Source organism: Gardnerella sp. DNF00550 (genome assembly GCF_049262685.1).
GTDB lineage: Bacteria > Actinomycetota > Actinomycetes > Actinomycetales > Bifidobacteriaceae > Bifidobacterium > Bifidobacterium leopoldii.
Window position 1 is genome coordinate 788,629 of sequence record NZ_CP058397.1, and the last position, 18,315, is coordinate 806,943.

Below are 18,315 nucleotides of genomic sequence, written 5' to 3' on the forward strand. Positions count from 1 at the left end.
ATCCTGATTGTTCATGCTTATCTACTTGACAACACCTATAAATGGTTAAACACACTTACATGTAATGCTTGTTAGAAATAATAAGCATAGAGTTAAAAAAAAAATCAAATTAGAACGATGGTTTTATACGTGATATCAGCGTAAACGTGTCAAATGCGCAACACTGCTTCAATACAAAGCTCAAGAGCATACGCTTTAGAATCCCCACCCCAATTGCGCTCATCATAATTTTCAACATCATGCAAAGTATCTGCAGTATAAAGAATCTCACCCCAAACAATCTCGCGCATTTGCGCACAAGCTGCTAAAGCAGAACACTCCATTTCAACAACCGCGCATCCCTCCTGCTTACGGTTAGCAACTTTCGTCTTAGTTTCACGGAAAAATCCATCCGTAGTCCACGTCTTAACTTCATGATAAGGCAAATTATGCGCCTGCAAAGTTTGCAAAATAGCATGCCTCGAACGCTCTGAAACATCAACATAACGACTTGGAGGCAAATAATGATAAGAAGTCCCCTCATCCCTTAAAGCTTTATACGGAACCAGAAAAACGTTTTCCGCATAATCAACTAGCGATCCGCAAGAACCAGCACTAACAACTTCACTAACACCGTAAGAAATCAACCAATCTAAGATCTGAACAGCGGCCGGAGCGCCAACCGGGGCCTGTACTAAGCAGATTTTTTGCGTTTCTTCTTCTACTGCGCTGTTTGTATTTTCTCTTACTGTATCTCCTACTTTTTCTTCCAAAACATATATCGGATATTTTTTAGTTGCAGATTCAAAATTTGCTACAATTGTAGCTTTCCTACTTAAAGCATACTGATCAATTTCATCGCCTAAGAAAGCAAAAACCGCTTTAGATGGAAGCTGAACAGAAATATTATCGTGTTTTGGCATTAAAACTGCACTTTTATCGGAATCATACTCTAAAATTGGTAAATTATATTCTGTCATATAATCAACTCCATCCTACAAACCATTCAATCCTATATACAAATACACACATTAATACGCAAAGATCACAAAATGGTCAATTGCTGCAAATTCGCACTTAATGGCCACTAGAGAATCATATTTTCTGCATCATGTCCTGTCTTTTATAAAACCGCAGCAATCGATTTCTGCTAACTCAATAAAGCCAGCTGACTTATAAAAAGCAATAGTTTTTTCAGTACAATCCGTAGTCAATTGAATTTGACGAACATTAGGATAACAATCCACAATCGCCTTTAACAAAGCAGACCCTATCCCCTGCCTTTGATACTCAGGCAAAACAAGGATATCCTGGATAAGAACAACCGTATATCCGTCGCCAACAGCTCTAACAATGCCAACTAGCTCATCACTTTTATATGCAGCTAAAACCTTGAGCGAATTGTTAAAACCATTTTCCAAAGCAACTAAATCATCTGTGTACGCAGACCAACCAACGGAATCATACAACCTTAAAATATCTTTGCTATTATACTTTTCATACTCTTTTATTTGAACATCTGCTAAATTCATTGACAATAACACCCCCGAATACTGTGCAATCAACGTTGAAACCCTAAATTTTCTAGCGTAATCGCTCAGTATATCAAGTCGCCTATCTCTTCTTTTAACATAGGCCTTTAATGCGCTAAAGACAACCTGTGCATTTGTGTACCACTATAGCGCTTTGACCGAGATTGAAACCATTGGGATTTCAATTTCCTTCGATGCAAAAACTCACTTGGATTGGAAGTACTGTGAACTTCCAACGTGAGTTTCGTAAGAGATTTAACTAGCGAGATTCTCACCGAATTTGTTTACTTAGAGGGTACACAAGTAAACAAAAACAAGCGTCAGTAAACAAAACGGCCTTAACTATCAACTAGTCAAGGCCGCCTCATTTACTTTATAAGACTTTACGAAGCCTTATAAAAGCGCGTAAAACTTCAACTTACGCAAGTAAACACTAGTTATCTTACGGATTTTGCTTCAAACACTCTCCTCAATCGCACAACAGCGAAACCAGCAATAGCAAAACCTAAAGCAGAAATCAACACAACAACCGAAGCTGACTCACCAGTCTTAGGCATAGCTGGAACATGCTTTTCCGTCTTATGTTCCACAACAGGAGATTTCACATATTCATGCGCTGTATTATGTTCATGCTCCGACTTAGGCGCAGAAGATAGCTCTTGTTTAGTCTCCGGAGTTTGAGATTCAGGAACTGACAATGGATTCTCCATCCCTGATTCAGGCTCAAAAGGTGCAGGCAAAATTGGATCTGGAGTAGGTGCTGGTTTCAAATTCTTCGTAAAAATGGCATACACAGTCAAATCACTATTTACAAGCGTTGTTCCAGTAAATGCTTTACCTTTACCATCCGCCTTAGTATTCCACTCTTTAAACGTGTAGCCATCTTTAGTTGGATTCTTAGGCATTGACTGATCTTTTAACGCATCCGTATCAATAGCCTTACCAGTTTCCACCTTTACCGTTTGAGTCTTATCGCCGTTCTTGAAAGTAACCGTGCTTCGAATCTGCTTCCACTTGGCAGTAAACACAGTATTAGCATTCAAAGTATATTCTTCACCAGGCTTGTAAGTTTTACCAGCAGCATCTACCCAGTTTAAGAACTGATAATCTTCGCGCGTAGGAGCTTGGGCAATTGTAATTTTTTTACCAACTATAGTTGTTACTTCGTCCTTCGTGTTCTCATTTTTATCATTGAACACTCCTCCATTTGCGTTAAAAGTCGCACGAGCATTCCATTGTGCGCGAAGTAAAAATTGATAGTCACCCAAAGGGTCTAATTTCTTATCATTCCACTGCACCAAATCGCAGTTGTAATCCGAGAACAGTGACTTCTTATTCCAGTAGTAGCGTTTGCCTGCAATGCCAAGTTTTTCATAAGCAGCAATATCAGGTAACTCGGTGTACCATCCGCCAAACACTAAATTATCTTTTGTTGGATTTTGCGGAAAATCAACCGTATTATTCTTTTTTACAGTCTTTGTGATTGTACCCGACTTACCATCAATGCTTCCGCCCTGCAAGTCGAATTTCACGTTCAATTTTCCAAACGAAATTCGCAGAGGTATGGGCTTACCATCTTCGTCGAGATGATATGTAATTGTGAATTTAGAGTAACCGCTTTCTCGAGAAATATATTTACGATCCTTTTCATGAGAAATATGATAGCCTTCAGGAATACTATTAGTATCGATCGTTATTGTTAATTTTTGCCCTATCGTAAAATTGCCAACAAAACGCTCACAACCAGATTTTAGTTTTTTCTCAACTTCGATTTTATTTCCGTTTTCTTCCTCGACCGTTATCGGAAGGTTTTTCCACATAATTTCAATATTTTTCATGTCCTGCCATGCACCACCTGGATACGTGTGACTATACCCAGGATCCAAAGCGATATCCATATCGAGTGAAAGCGGATATTTCTTGACTTCTGCAGTTCCCTTATCAACCGCCTGAGCTGTCACTGTTCCAGCAAAAAGTCCAATCGTAGCTACAAAAGCAACTACTAAACTAATAACTTTTTTTATTATTTTATTATTCATTTTTTATTTCCAGCCAAACTAACTATTATCGTAACAATAATTTTTATTAATTTTGAAAATTGATATAGTGCAAACGCAAAACCAAAAATGCGTGTAAATATGCAGAACCACTAACCTATTTCAATACAAAATAAACAATGTATAGAGTGGTGAGACGATAAAAATTATGTTACGAAAAAGACAGCATCACGCTGTCTGTCTGTCTGTCTGTCTGTCTGTCTGTCTGTCTGTCTGTCTGTCTGTCTGTCTGTCTGTCTGTCTGTCTGTCTGTCTGTCTGTCTGTCTGTCTGTCTGTCTGTCGAGGATTATATTTTTCATGATCTCAGTTTGTCAACTTCCGTCACCGAACTAACATGCCAATTATAACAAACAAACTTAGCAAATTCCAGTATAAGATAACTCACAAATAAACTATCAAATCTGCTAAACAACCAACTCTCAAAAGCAGCAATAACGAAAATGCATGAAAGTAACATATAATTTCTTAAAATTAAGTTTGGCAAACACAAAATAGGATCATAGAGCACAAATTAAGATTAGCGAACTTAAATTAAGTTTGACAAACGCAAATCCATTCGCTATAGTTTCCACTTATCACCATTTCGACGAGTAAAGGAGTGCACATGTATCATACAAATATGATGACAAATTGTTGTTGTAACGTATGCTGTTGCGCATTTCTTAATCGAAATGATGTTTTCAAGCACTAACTGTGCATAGCATCTAGCCTGTGTTAAAAGCATTTACGTTAGAACACAGCAAATTACGATTTAAGAAACAGCGCGCTGTTTCTTTTTTTATGCCAAAATTCGAATATAAAACGTTGAAAAGATAACAATTTAATACGGATTAGATATTAAACAGATAAATGGCATTTTTAGAAACAACTAATAAACAACAGTCTCTTTATTAATAAAAAATTATTTTTTAAAAATTAAAAATAAACAAAATTAAACAAATTAAATTAAACAAAACAAACAAGTAAGGGGAAATATTATGTCTAACATCTACAAGTCCGTGCAAGAACTCGTAGGTCACACTCCACTTCTGGAGCTTACTCACATTGAAAAAGAGTACAATCTAGCAGCAAAAATCCTCGTAAAACTCGAATACTTCAACCCAGCAGGTTCCGTAAAAGACCGCATCGCAAAGCAGATGATTGAAGAAGCAGAAACCACAGGCACAATTAAGCCAGGCTCAGTAATTGTTGAGCCAACTTCTGGAAACACTGGCATTGGTCTTGCAATGATTGCACAAACAAAAGGATACAAAAGCATTATTGTGATGCCAGAAAGCATGTCTATTGAACGCCGAAAACTTATGAAAGCATACGGGGCAGAACTCGTGCTCACACCTGCTGCAGAAGGAATGAAAGGCGCAATTGCCAAAGCGAAGGAAATCGTTGAAAACACGCCAAACGCGTGGACTCCAGGACAGTTTACCAATCAAGCAAATGTGCACGCGCACTACAACACAACCGGCCCAGAAATTTGGCAAGACACTGACGGAAACGTGGATATGCTCATTGCTGGCGTTGGAACAGGCGGCACAATTACTGGTACAGGAACATATTTAAAAGAGCAAAATCCGCAGCTTGAAGTAATTGCAGTAGAACCAGCCGACTCCCCTGTGCTCGCAGGCGGCAAGCCAGGAGCGCACAAGATTCAAGGAATCGGTGCAGGATTCGTGCCAGATGTGCTCAACCAAAACATTTACGATCGTATTGTTCATGTAACAAATGAAAACGCAATTGAAAGCGGCAAGCTTATAAGCAAAAAAGAAGGCGTTCTCGTAGGCATTTCTTCCGGAGCTGCGGTTTGGACAGCAATCCAAGAAGCAAAAAGAGAAGAAAATGCAGGCAAAACCATAGTTGCAATACTTCCAGATTCAGGAGATAGATACTTGTCTACTGCATTATTTGAAAACTAACTGTATTTAGTAGCACTACTATAAACACGCAAGTTTTGATTAAATAATATATGCAAATATTAATTAGTAATTAAAACGAGAAAATAAAGAAAACAAAAAATACTGGAGATTAATGTATGAATGAGCATCTTGACCTTATAAACAAACTCAATTCAATTCATGATTCTGACATAAGGCAAGCTACATTCATACCTAACTATCACAATATTATTGCGCTCATACATGCAACTCAGGTGTTACTTTTGCCTGAGTTGCATGCACGCAATGTAAGTAACGATACTGCGCAACTCAATGCTACTTTGAATACCGTTACTTCAAACGCGTTAGACACTATAGAACGCATTATATTCCATGAACTTCAATCCCATACAAGCAACTCAATTAAAATTCAAGAAACTTGCAATCAATTCATACATAAACTTCCTGCAATTAAAAAGTTACTTTTAACAGATATTCAAGCAATATATGAAGGCGATCCTGCTTGCACAAGCAAAGTAGAAGTCACGCTCGCATACCCTGGTTTTTACGCAATGCTTATTCACCGCACAGCTCACGCACTCTATGAGCTTAACGTGCCACTAATTCCTAGACTTATGAGCGAATATGCTCACAGAAAAACCGGAATTGACATTCATCCAGGAGCAAAAATTGGTGCATATTTTTGCATTGATCACGGAACTGGCATTGTAATTGGCGAAACAACTGTAATCGGCGAGCATGTTAAGCTTTACCAAGGAGTAACGCTTGGTGCGAAAAGCTTTGCGCTAGACGAGGACGGAAATCCTATAAAAGGCGGGAAAAGACATCCAAATATTGGCGACAACGTAGTAATTTACGCAAATGCTACTATTCTTGGCGGCGAAACAACAATCGGAAGCGGAAGCGTAATTGCAGCAAACGCGTGGATCAACCGCAGCATTCCTGCAAACACAACCTACCACTTCCCTAAAGTCTAATGCGCGCTAAAAATACTGATTCCACTTCTACTATTTTATTTGAACATCCGTTAGATTCATTTACAGTAAACATCCAAATATAATAAATGTGCGCGCTCATAAAACGTAAAAACGTAAGAACGCGCACTAGCAAGAATACTTAGCAAAAACTAGTAACAGCTAGAACAGCTACTTTTTAAGCTGCACTGGCTCATGATCCCTGCCCATTTTAAACTTAATACCTGCACGCTGCCACATACGATATTCACCAACCGCAGTAAAGAGAACATCTGTGGAAGAGTTAAGTGCAGTTTCGCAAGAATCCTGAATAACACCAATAATAAGACCAATAGCAACTACTTGCATAGCGATATCGTTTGAAATACCAAACGACGAGCATGCAAGAGGTATAAGCAAAAGCGAACCACCAGCTACACCAGATGCGCCTGCAGCAGAAACTGCAGAAAGCACAGAAAGAATCACAGCCGTTGGAATATCAACGCGAATACCAAGCGTGTGAGCAGCGCACAAAGACATGATAGAAATAGTTATAGCAGCTCCGCTCATATTAATAGTTGAACCAAGCGGTATTGAAACAGAGTAATTGTCTTTGTTAAATCCAAGCTTTTCGCACAAATTCATATTCACAGGAATATTTGCAGCAGAAGAACGCATGAAGAACGCTGTAACACCCGAATCGCGCAAAGTTCTAAAAACAAGAGGATACGGATTCTTACGCGTAAGCACGAAAACCAAAATAGGATTAAGAATCAAAGCAACAACAGCCATTGTGCCTACTAACAAAGCAATAACGAAACCATACTCACTAAAAATACGAAGACCGTTACTTGCAACTGTTGTATAAACAAGACCCATAATGCCAAAAGGTGCTGCGTTAATAATCCAGTGGACAATTTTTCCAATAGCAGACGAAACGTTATCGAAAAATGCTTTTGTAGAAGGCTCGGCTAATCGCAGAGCAACGCCGAAAGCAATCGCCCAGAAGAGGATACCAATAAAGTTACCTTTAACGAGAGCATCTACAGGATTAACAACAATATTTAGCACAAGTGAATTAAGCACCTCACCAATTCCTTGAGGAGACGGCGAAGAGGCTGCTGCAACATGAGCAAAAGTAAAATCAACAGGGAAAATCATAGCAGCACATACAGCTACAAGGCTTGCAGTAAACGTAGATAGCGTGTACAGCCCTATTACCAATTTCATATTGCCAACACTTTTTGCTTGCGCAAGCGCACCAATAACTAGGCAAAATACCAAAATTGGCGCAACAGATTTAAGCGCACTGACGAAAAGTTTTCCCATAAGATCTAGCACATAGACGTGAGCTGGCACAAAAATACCAAGCGCAGCACCGAGAAAAAGACCAATTACAATGCGTAAAATAAGGTCAATGTTATTCCATTTTTGAACAATCTTGTGCATGAGAGTCTCCTGTATAGTAATTTGTGCAGAATGTTTTATACTCTTTTACGTGTATTAGCACTTGCAAGATTTTATTTTTAAAGATTATACATAAGGATGCATATATATGCAAATCGTTAAGCTTTAATGTTTCGATATTTCAATAACTTAGCAACTCAGTGACTAAACACTTCAATAAGTGCTTTGTAAGCAAGATAACTCTTAAGATATAGTAAGCAACAATAACTTCCCGTGTAATCGCAAACTAAAATAGCAAAATGCCTCACTTTGCGTAGTAAAGAAAGACGCAAAGTGAGGCACATTTTACATTAACTTCATTATGCTAATTAACCCAATACTCAGCAAACTTACTGAATACAATTAAACAAGCATTAAGCAGCTCTAAAACTAGCTGATCTGCAATAACCAGACCAGCTAGCAAATATTCTACTTATTACTATGACGAGAAGTACCACGACGCTTAGCCGAGAAAAGCGCAGCACCAGCAGCACTAAGAGTTGCAGCAAACAAGCCAAACACAGACACGTCACTACCAGTCTTACTAAGCTGAGCAACACTACCACTCTTCAACACCTGAGCACGCACAGAAGCACGAACATCAGCCGCATGAGCCTTAGCAGCAGCCAAAGCCTTACGAGCAGCAGAAAGATTCAGAACCGCAGCATCAACCTGAGCCTGAGTAGCGTTAGGATCAGCAGCAACCTTCTTAGCCTCAGCCAAAGCAGCATCAAGAGCAGCCTGAGCCTTAGCAACTTGAGCATCCGCCTGCTTCACAGCCGGATTATTCTCAACAGCAGCATTCACAGCAGCAGAATTTACGCCATTAGCATTATTAGCGTTAGCGTTGGCAGCATTGGTGTTAGCAGTGTTACCTGCATTACCAGAGTTTACGCCAGCACCAGCGTTACCAGCTACGTTGGCAGCATTACCAGTATTAGCACCAGCACCAGCGTTACCGTTACCAGCATTTCCAGGCTGCAAATCAGACTCAGCACCCTGAATCTGAACATTCAACTCACCCTTATCCACAGTAGTAGGCGCATTATCATTCACACCATGACCAGCTTCAGAACCAGAACCAGCATTACCAGCACCAGCACCAGTTCCAGTTCCAGTTCCAGCATTACCTGTTCCAGCATTACCTGTTCCAGAACCAGAACCAATATTGCCGGTTCCAGCACCGTTATACTTATTCGCAATACTGTTCTTTGCAGCCTGAAGATCCTTCAACGCAGCATCAACTTGAGCCTGAGTAGCATTCTTATCAGCAAGCACACGCTTAGCCTCAGCCAACGCCTTCTTATACACATCCAAATCAGGAGCTTCACCAAGCAAGTAGGCAAACGACTTGCTAAAGTGAGAATCATCATCAACTTCAGCTTGCAATACCGTCTTATTAACACCATTTAAAGCATCTTTAGCATTCTTAAGATTCTTTAACGCAGTATTAACAAGAGCTTGACGATCTGATTGAGACTTAGCAGCAAGATCTACACCCTTACCAGCAGGATCAGCTAGCTTAGATATAAGCTCCTTCGCATCTTGCAAAGCCTTATTATATGTTTGCTGCTTTTCAGCAGTATCATACGCGTATTTTACAGATTCTTTCACACTATTCTCAAGAGCAATCTCAGCTTGCAAATCAGCAATATCAACACCATTTAGTGCAGCAGCTGCGGTTTGAAGTCGAAGCAGCGCAACATTAACAGCAGTCTGCTTCTGATCAGAAGTATTCGCTGATTGAGCATTCTCCGCATCAGCAAGAGCAGACTCAGCATTCTTAAGAGCAGTATCATACGCAGATTTCTTATCCTGAACAGCATTCGTATACTGTACGGACTTCTTCAAAGAATCAGCTTTGTCAACTTCAGCCTGCAACTTAGACGTATCTACAGTTCCATTAAGAGCATTAGAAGCATTCTTAAGAGCAGTAGTAGCATCAGAAATTTCTTTCTCTGTTGCACCCTTCTTAGCAAGAATAGTCTGAGCAGTTTGCAAAGCCTGATCAAACGCAGTCTTCTTAGTATCAGAAGCATTCGTGTAAGCAACAGTCTTCTTCTTCGACTCAGCATCAGTCACAGCCGCCTGCAAACCAGAAGCATCATGACCATCTAAACCAGTAACAGCATTCTTAAGAGCAGTAGTAGCATCAGAAATTTCTTTCTCTGTTGCACCCTTCTTAGCAAGAATAGTCTGAGCAGTTTGCAAAGCCTGATCAAACGCAGTCTTCTTAGTATCAGAAGCATTCGTGTAAGCAACAGTCTTCTTCTTCGACTCAGCATCAGTCACAGCCGCCTGCAAACCAGAAGCATCATGACCATCTAAACCAGTAACAGCATTCTTAAGAGCAGTAGTAGCATCAGAAATTTCTTTCTCTGTTGCACCCTTCTTAGCAAGAATAGTCTGAGCAGTTTGCAAAGCCTGATCAAACGCAGTCTTCTTAGTATCAGAAGCATTCGTGTAAGCAACAGTCTTCTTCTTCGACTCAGCATCAGTCACAGCCGCCTGCAAACCAGAAGCATCATGACCATCTAAACCAGTAACAGCATTCTTAAGAGCAGTAGTAGCATCAGAAATTTCTTTCTCTGTTGCACCCTTCTTAGCAAGAATAGTCTGAGCAGTTTGCAAAGCCTGATCAAACGCAGTCTTCTTAGTATCAGAAGCATTCGTGTAAGCAACAGTCTTCTTCTTCGACTCAGCATCAGTCACAGCCGCCTGCAAACCAGAAGCATCATGACCATCTAAACCAGTAACAGCATTCTTAAGAGCAGTGATAGCGCGAGTAATCTCATCTGCTGTTGCACCAGCTTTCTTTACAATACCTTCTGCAGAAGCTATAGCATTGTCGAGAGCAGCTTGCTTCCCAGCAGAAGCATTCTTATAAGAAACATCATTCTTCTTATCTTTTACTTCTGTGAGCTTTGTTACCAATTGAGTCTTGTCGTTACCGTCAAGAGCGTTAATGGCATTAGTAAGTTGAGTTAATGCATCATTAACAGCTTTCTGCTTATCCTCAGGAGACTTAGCAGCCTCACCAGGTTTTTGAGTTGCTGTAGATTTAGCATCAGCAAGAGCAGACTCAGCCTGTTGCAAAGCCGAATCAACAGCTTGCTTCTTTGCTTCAGAAGCATTCTCATACTTAGCATCGCCAGCAGATTGAGGGTTAGTCGACTTCTTCAGCTTCTTAGCCTCAGCAACTTTCTGCTCAAGTCCAGTTATATTGACTTTGCCATCAAGAGCAGCTTTAGCAGAATTGATAGCATCAACAGCTTGAGCTACGTTCTCAGCAGTTGCATTAGCATCAGTAAGCACTGCATTACCATCAGCAATAGCTTCATTGTAAGTAATTTTCTTAGTCTGATCTGCATTAATATAAGCAATCGTCTTCTTGAAATCAGCATCATTGTTAATAAGTGTTTGCAGCGCAGACTTATCAACAGTTTTGCCACCGAGATCCTTAACAGCTTGTTCAAGAGCTTTACTAATCTTGTCAACTTCATCAGCAGTCTTGTTCTCAGCAGAGTCAGCCTTAATAAGATCTTCCGCAGCCTTTAACGCACTGTCAAAAGCAGTCTTCTTATTATCCTTATAATCAGGCTTTGCTGTAAGAGTAGACTTCTGACCATTAACAAGAGTCACAAGATCCTTGAGCGACTTCATCTTGCCATCAAGATCTTTAGCCTTAGTAACAACAGCAGTGATAGCGGTCTTAGCCTGATCGACAGTATTCAAATTATTGCTGGTAGGATCTGTCTCAATATCATCAATCTCTGCTTTAAGCGCATCCTTCTGAGCTTTGTTAAGATTGGTGAGCTTATCTACTTCAGATTTAGCATCCTTTTTAGCTTTCTTTAGCTCAGCTTCCTCAAGAATACCCTCAACTTCTCGCAAATCCTTAGCACTGTCAATGCGACCGGTTAAATCGTTAGCTTCATCTTTAGTAAGACTATCATTCTTCTTCAGATCGGCAATCTTCTTCTTAGCTGCAGCTTTAGCATCAGCAGTATTGGCATTATCTAATATGGTTTCAACACCATCAAGATCTTTAGCTCTATCAATTTCACCCTGATACTTCTGCTTTTCAGTATCATTAAGATTAGTGAGCTTACCGATAGTATTCTTAGCAGTTTGCTTAGCAGCATCAAGACCATTGTTATTATTTTTATCAGCAGCAGTCTGATTCTGAGTAGCCTTTTCTTTAGCCTGTTGCTTTATAGTATTTATAGCATTCTCATCACTTGCAGTCTGAATGCTATTAATAAACTGCTTTTTGTCCTCAGGCTTGAGTTTATCATTCCCGTTAATTTCATCAATAGCAGCCTGCTTTTGCTTCTCAAGTTCAGCTTTCTTCTTAGCTTCTTCAGCTTGCTGATTAGAAGTATTCTACTCTTGAGTAGCTTGCTGCTGCTTTTGGTCGACAGCAGTATTATCAGTAGCTTGTTGAGTTTGAACAGCCTGCTTTTGCTTCTCTTCTTCCTCAGCTTGCTGATCATTCTTCTGCTTCTGATCCTCATCAGACTTCTTATTTTTAGCTTCATTAACTATGCGGTTAATTTCATCAGGATCAGTCTTACCTTTAAGCTTGTCCTTCAGTTCTTGCTTAGTTTTCTCATCTAAGCCACTAATCGCATCATTAATCTGCTTCTGAGCATCTTTCTTTTTCTTCTCATCTTTACCATGCTCATCAGCAGACTTAATAATCTTGTCTACATCTTCTGGCTTAGTAATCTTGTTGATTTCACCTTGATGATCTTTCTTGAACTTATCAATCTCATCCTTACTCAAGCCATGCTTCTGAAGAATCTTGTCAATAAGATTCTTGGCTTCCTTCTTAAGTGCTTCAGGATTAGAAGCTGCAGCATTAGACACAAAGCAGTCATCCTTAGTAAGAGTAAATACTGTCCCAGGATTCCAGTTACTAAGTCTCTTAACTTCAATTACGCCATTACCAAGATAAATAGAAAGTATTCCATCAGTATTACGACCATTAGACAGAGTAAGACCTGAACCATTCTTAACATCCCATTTACCATCATAATGGTAAAGCTGCATGCCACCCGTAGAAATTTGATCATCAGAGCTGAACATAGGAAGTAAATCAGCTGAACTATTGATAAAATTATCTGTTATTTCAGTTTGACCTGATTTTGCTTTCCAGTTATCTCGAATAAATTGACGCGCAAAATTATTCCAATCAGCAGTCTGTGGTTTATCCTTATCATTAATAGCAATTTTTGTGATGTTATATTTATATCCACTCTTATTTACACCAGTTTTAAGCGTTGGCTTTTCTGGATTCCCCTTGGTGTATACCAATTCAGAGTAGTCGAAAGTAGACGTTGAATCATCATTAAACTTAACAGTCATAGTATGCTTGCTGTCATCAAATGCGATAGCGCTATCATTCTTATCTTTTAGCTTGCTTTTAAGACCACTATTGGCGCCTAATATAGCTTGTCTAACTTTCTTCTGGTCTTCCTCTTTTAAACTCTTAGCATTATCAACTGCTGTACGAGCTGGAAGCGTAATGTAAGTGGTCTCATTAAGCTTCTTCGCTTGATACACCAGCTTGTTGCCATCGAGCTTATCAGTAGATGGAAAATCAGCAGTATTATCTTTATAAGTGATAGTCACGTTGCCTTTATTATCTACTGTAATAGATTTCTTGGCTTCTTCTAGATCTTTAGGCTTACCAATTGCATCTATGAAGTCAGATTTATTTTTATTTGCCTCATAAACTTTCTTCACAAGTTCTGTTTGCTCACCTTGAGTCAACCCTTGTGGTTTTCCAACAGCCATTGGAACTGGATAGTACGGTGTAAACTTATCCGCAAGTGAACGCTGCTTCTTTACAAGATACTTGCCTTCAATTGTCTTAGTGGAAGGAGTGCCAATTTTATCATCAAACGTGATAGTCGCTTTGCCGTTAGCATCAACAGTTACACTCTTGATATTCTTATCTTTATTAGCATTCTTAATAGCATCTTCAACTTGCTTCTTCTCTGACTGATCAAGAGCAGTTGGATTCTTCACAGAAGTCAAAGCTGGATACGTAATTTTTGTGCGCTCTGACAATGGCACGTAGCGTTTAGTCAGATTCTCCTTAAAAATAGTATCCGTAGAGTTATCTTTGTACGTTACCGTTGCGCTACCATCGTTATTGACTTTTACAGCCTTCTTGAAAGCCTCTTCAGTAGGAACTTCCGGCATATCTTTAAGCTTTTTCAGTACATCAGCATTATTCTTATTAGCTTCCCACAACTTTGTAAGAACATTATTCTTTTCGTCTTGTGCAAGGTTCTTGCCATATTTCGAAGAATCAACCTCTACTTTATCTTTAGGATAAGTAAGCTCTAATTCCTTGGAATACTCTGGCAACGTCGGCGCAAGCGCAACCTTACCAACAGTGTAATGCCAGTTACCCAGTACCTGATACACACCTGCAGCAAACTTCAACGGCTTTGTTTTATTTTTCAGTTTAATAACGAAGCTAATCTTAGACTTTCTATTGCCTCTACTCTCCCAGTTAATAATCAAGGCACTAGTAGCGTCCTTATATTCCTTAGAAGTACCGAGAGTATTACCAGATTCGTCATAACCGCCGGCTTCACCGGTCATTCTTTCCCAGTTACTCTTAAATTCAGCACCTTGCGCTTTATTATTATCAAACCAGAAACGGCTTACAGACTGATCCCAAGCAGCCTTTGTATATTGTGTACCTGTTTTTTGAGAAGCTGAACCACCAGTCAACTCTTCGTCCTTATACAAAGTAATGCTATCGTCTACAATCGTGACGTCCTTAGGCACGCTCGCCCACCAGAATGGTCGACCGCCCCACCATTCACCATGAGAATTAAACTGGTACTCAACCTTATAGTACTGACCGAATGTTGCCCTATCAGCCTTGTCTTTATCAGTTTCCTTATTCTTATCACAAGGAACTGCGTTAATATCCACGTATTTCTGTACTTGCGTAGAAGAATCGCGATTTGCATACCTATAGCTACCATCAGGAAGATTAAAACCATTAGCCCAAGCTTGATGAGTTGGCAAACCAGCACCACAAGCAAGCAAGCTTGCCAATGTTGCAGTCACAGCAATTTTCGGTAAACGTGAAACCGCATACGACTTACATGCTTCTAAACGAGTTCCACTTATCTCTTTCGCCATTGAACGAAGTGTACTCGGCTTCAAATACGCGTAATTCTTAGACACATGTAAAGCATTTTTAGCAGCTTGTGTTTTCTTAACCATTAGCAGTCCTCACTTGTATATTTTCTCTTCAACTCGCTCTGCAGACATAAACTCACATCTTGTAAAAGAGCTTGTTAACAGAGCAAAGGATACCCCCCCCCCCGCGTAATAATTCAAGTAATATAGACAAAAACTACCATGTGATTAAGGTCACAACTATATTCAATATTAAATATTCCAAATAATCATGCGAGCGCCGCATAGCTGGTATTTGGCAACTGTGGTAAAACAGCCAGCAAACCGGCAGTAAAAATCAGCGCAAGTATAGGCAACAGATGCCATTGGAACGTAGACGAGAATGCAAATCCAATCCAAGATCCAGTAGTAGCACCAATCGCAAACGCAAGGCGCGCCCAACCAGAAAACTTAGCGAGCGCACTTCCTTTGAACAGAATCTGACGCGCAACAATAATCGGCTCCACCAACAACATTCCACCAATCGATTCAAGGAAGAATGCAACCCACATTATTGGCAAAAGACTACTAAACATAAAGCAATAAGCAAGCAAGCTCACAACAATTCCTAAAACCGCTATTTTTCTTAAACCGAGTTTTTGAGACGAATGCGCATATAAAACAGACGCAAGCACGCTTCCTACGCCACTGAAAATATACAGTATTGTTAAGGATTTAGAGCCATATTGCTTACCAAGACCAAGAAGAATATAAGAAACAGAGCATGCAGGAATAAAAGCAACCAAAAGAGATCCGGCAAGAAGCATGATTTTACTCTTGAGCGATGGATTCGCAGATTTCTTAATAGTAGATTGATTATCTGCAGATTTGGAATCTGCTTTATTTTCCAGTTCCGTTTGCTTTTCTTGATTTTCTTGCGATTCATTCTCTACATCTTGCGACGCTTCCTCTTCTACGCAAGACGCTTGCGAAATATCTTGTTTCATAATAAATCGCGTAGCACAAGCCGCAAAAGAAGTCACGGACGAGAAAATCAAAACCGCAGGAATCGACCAGCTTGCAATCCAAGATCCAAGCGGAGAGCCGAGCAAGGTTCCTGTAACACTCGCCAAAACGCTTACAATGCCGCTGTAGTTTACAATCATGCCGTCATCGCCGCCGGCAGCATCAACCTCGAAAACTTCGCTAGCAATATCAATAACTTGCCCAGTAATCAACAACGCGCAAGAAAGAGCTACAAGCGACCACTTCCACGCAGGAGAGCCAAGCATAAGAAGCGGCAGCAAACTGAGCACGCCTTCTACGCCTTCAGTCATAGCAAGAGCGCGAAAACCGCCAAGCTTATCAACAATCCAACCAGAGCATGGCGAAAGAAAATCGGCAACCGTCATAAAAGTCTTACGAAAACCAATCACCCAAGCCGGCAAGCCCACAATAATAATCGAAGGCAAAACCGAGCCTTCATACGCCTGATTGCCGAGCATAGAAAAACAAAAGCCAACAAGCGCCCATCGCAATGCCGGACTAATAGATCTCATACGAATAAAAATATTATCTTTGCTAAAAATCGTCTTCACAGCAACTAACTCTCCCCTAAAAACTTTTTCAAAATAATGCAAACTTACATAACTACTCGCATGATTACTTGCAAATTGCTATCCAACTTAAATAATTCACTACAAACTACACAAATCCAATAGCTTATTTGACAAATTTGATAACACTATACTCTCGTTTAAAAAAAAAGCAAAATTTGCATCTAAAGCCGTGAGAAACCATCCTAAAACTACTACGAGTTTCTCCACTAGCAATCACAAATAAGAGACTTGATAATGCTCAATCTCACCTTGCCTAGTAGGCGTCCAAGACAATTGTAAACAGAGAGTTGTTAATTTTTTTGTTTGCTAATTTTTTGTTCAATAATTTTATCGGTAAATGCCTTTAAAAATTCTTTAGAATTACTCCAGCCTACGCCATTGTTTAATCCCGAGAAATCAAAACCAGATATTTCATCTAACGCTTTACTACAAACCCATTCATACATTCCAGCCTCTTTGCTTTTATATATTATTAGGAACAATGGTTTCATTGCTTTTTTACCCAACGACACAACACTCTTGTATTGTTTAGAATATATTACATCGTTATACCATTGTCCTGTCAGCCAATGGTATTTATCTTTGATCCCCTTTTCACCGATCTCGTCGCATAGATTTTGTAATTGTTTAGCCACATATGTGAGAACCTTTTCATCTATGTTTTTTATGAGCAAGGTTTCATCAACACCATTTTTACTTACCTCTTTCCAGTCAACATCTTCATTATTTTCTGAGTGTTTTTCATTCCTTGCAGACTTTTTATTTTCTGTTTTTACTTCTCTATTATTATCGCTAAAACTATTTTGATTCTTACAACCTGAAATAAGTGACATAATGCAAACTACCACAGTCAAAAAAGCATAATACTTGATATGCTTCATTTATGCCTCCTCTACAACTTAATCTTTACCTAATTGCAGCTACGATTATCATGTTCAATTTTCACTCTGTTATTCACTATCATCTGCCCAATATTCATTCATCTCGTAGTACAAATCATCTTTGAGTCTAATAAAACTGACGGGATGTAAATTATGGACAAAGAATGCATATATGCAATCTACAAAATAATTGTAGCTAAAAATCATCCGATAATCCACAGGATCTTATTTCCATACATAAACAGATGTATAGGCAAAATAAGTGCACTTTTTAACGATAGGAAAGGCTATCGTTAAAAGGTTTAAGATTGGCTTGATAACTTGATTTTTGAGCATAAAAACATCCTAGAAGCACCCCTAGGCTGGATTTTCAACATTCCAAATGCTCACATTCTTTCGACTTTTACGGAGCCGAAGCTTAAATCAAAAAGACTTGAATACTATCTTATTAAGAATGAGAGAATCCCTGAGCTTGCCATTTATTCTTTTGATTCAGGTGAACGTTTTGAGCCTGATTTCATACTCTTTATTCGTGAGAAAGAGTATGAGGATGTTAAAAACATATCAAGCATATGTTGAGCCTAAAGGTAGTCAACTTTTATTTGAAGATGAGTGGAAAGAAAAATTCTTAGGGCAGATTGAGAACAACTACAAGATTAACGATATTTTAGGAAGAGGATACAAGATTATAGGTCTTCCATTCTTTAATCAAGAAAACAGAATGTCTGAATTCGATAAAGCACTAAACGATTTAGTATCAAAATTATAGTGAGGTAATGAACTACAACATTTGTTCAGCGATTACC

General features: G+C 39.4%; 10 protein-coding genes and 1 pseudogene. 3 read left to right on the forward strand and 8 right to left on the reverse strand.

Translation table 11 applies throughout. The features are described from left to right. Positions 1 to 149: 149 nt before the first annotated feature. From HXT29_RS02845 to HXT29_RS02855, 3 genes are all read right to left on the reverse strand, one after another. Positions 150 to 959 (reverse strand): nucleoside phosphorylase, encoded by an 810-nt coding sequence (locus tag HXT29_RS02845; RefSeq protein WP_004107172.1) that lies wholly within the window; start codon positions 957 to 959, stop codon positions 150 to 152. Positions 960 to 1,088: 129 nt separating this feature from the next. Next, positions 1,089 to 1,511, reverse strand: coding sequence for a GNAT family N-acetyltransferase (locus HXT29_RS02850; RefSeq protein WP_064340420.1), 423 nt, complete (start codon positions 1,509 to 1,511; stop codon positions 1,089 to 1,091). Between the two features lie 437 nt (positions 1,512 to 1,948). Next, positions 1,949 to 3,550: an InlB B-repeat-containing protein gene (locus HXT29_RS02855; RefSeq protein ID WP_116971441.1), complete on the reverse strand. Its 1,602-nt coding sequence runs from the start codon at positions 3,548 to 3,550 to the stop codon at positions 1,949 to 1,951. A gap of 996 nt (positions 3,551 to 4,546) precedes the next feature. On the opposite strand from HXT29_RS02855, the gene cysK reads away from it, so the two are divergent. Together cysK and epsC are read left to right on the forward strand one after the other, a co-directional pair. After that, the gene (gene cysK / locus HXT29_RS02860) at positions 4,547 to 5,479 is read left to right on the forward strand and encodes a cysteine synthase A (protein ID WP_004119971.1); all 933 of its coding nucleotides are present in this window, start codon (positions 4,547 to 4,549) and stop codon (positions 5,477 to 5,479) included. 116 nt (positions 5,480 to 5,595) lie between these two features. Beyond that, positions 5,596 to 6,435 carry a serine O-acetyltransferase EpsC gene (epsC, locus tag HXT29_RS02865; protein ID WP_422118236.1) on the forward strand — a complete coding sequence of 280 codons (840 nt, stop codon included), beginning with the start codon at positions 5,596 to 5,598 and terminating at the stop codon, positions 6,433 to 6,435. Between the two features lie 168 nt (positions 6,436 to 6,603). Here the strand turns inward: epsC and sstT are convergent, their stop codons facing one another. From sstT to HXT29_RS02890, 5 genes and pseudogenes are all read right to left on the reverse strand, one after another. Next, complete coding sequence (gene sstT, locus HXT29_RS02870; RefSeq protein ID WP_422118237.1) at positions 6,604 to 7,860, reverse strand: serine/threonine transporter SstT; 1,257 nt, start codon at positions 7,858 to 7,860, stop codon at positions 6,604 to 6,606. Positions 7,861 to 8,286: 426 nt separating this feature from the next. Further along, positions 8,287 to 10,581 (reverse strand): hypothetical protein, encoded by a 2,295-nt coding sequence (locus tag HXT29_RS02875; protein ID WP_422118458.1) that lies wholly within the window; start codon positions 10,579 to 10,581, stop codon positions 8,287 to 8,289. 33 nt (positions 10,582 to 10,614) lie between these two features. Further along, a pseudogene (locus tag HXT29_RS02880) lies at positions 10,615 to 15,114 on the reverse strand (GA module); the annotation flags it as partial. A 185-nt stretch (positions 15,115 to 15,299) separates the two neighbouring features. Beyond that, on the reverse strand, positions 15,300 to 16,607 hold the full coding sequence (locus HXT29_RS02885) for an MFS transporter (protein WP_004119980.1): 1,308 nt from the start codon (positions 16,605 to 16,607) through the stop codon (positions 15,300 to 15,302). A 311-nt stretch (positions 16,608 to 16,918) separates the two neighbouring features. Beyond that, the gene (locus HXT29_RS02890; RefSeq protein ID WP_004119982.1) at positions 16,919 to 17,509 is read right to left on the reverse strand and encodes a hypothetical protein; all 591 of its coding nucleotides are present in this window, start codon (positions 17,507 to 17,509) and stop codon (positions 16,919 to 16,921) included. Positions 17,510 to 18,053: 544 nt separating this feature from the next. Between HXT29_RS02890 and HXT29_RS02895 the strand changes: the two genes are divergently transcribed. After that, complete coding sequence (locus HXT29_RS02895) at positions 18,054 to 18,278, forward strand: hypothetical protein (RefSeq protein ID WP_241760354.1); 225 nt, start codon at positions 18,054 to 18,056, stop codon at positions 18,276 to 18,278. Positions 18,279 to 18,315: the final 37 nt, after the last annotated feature.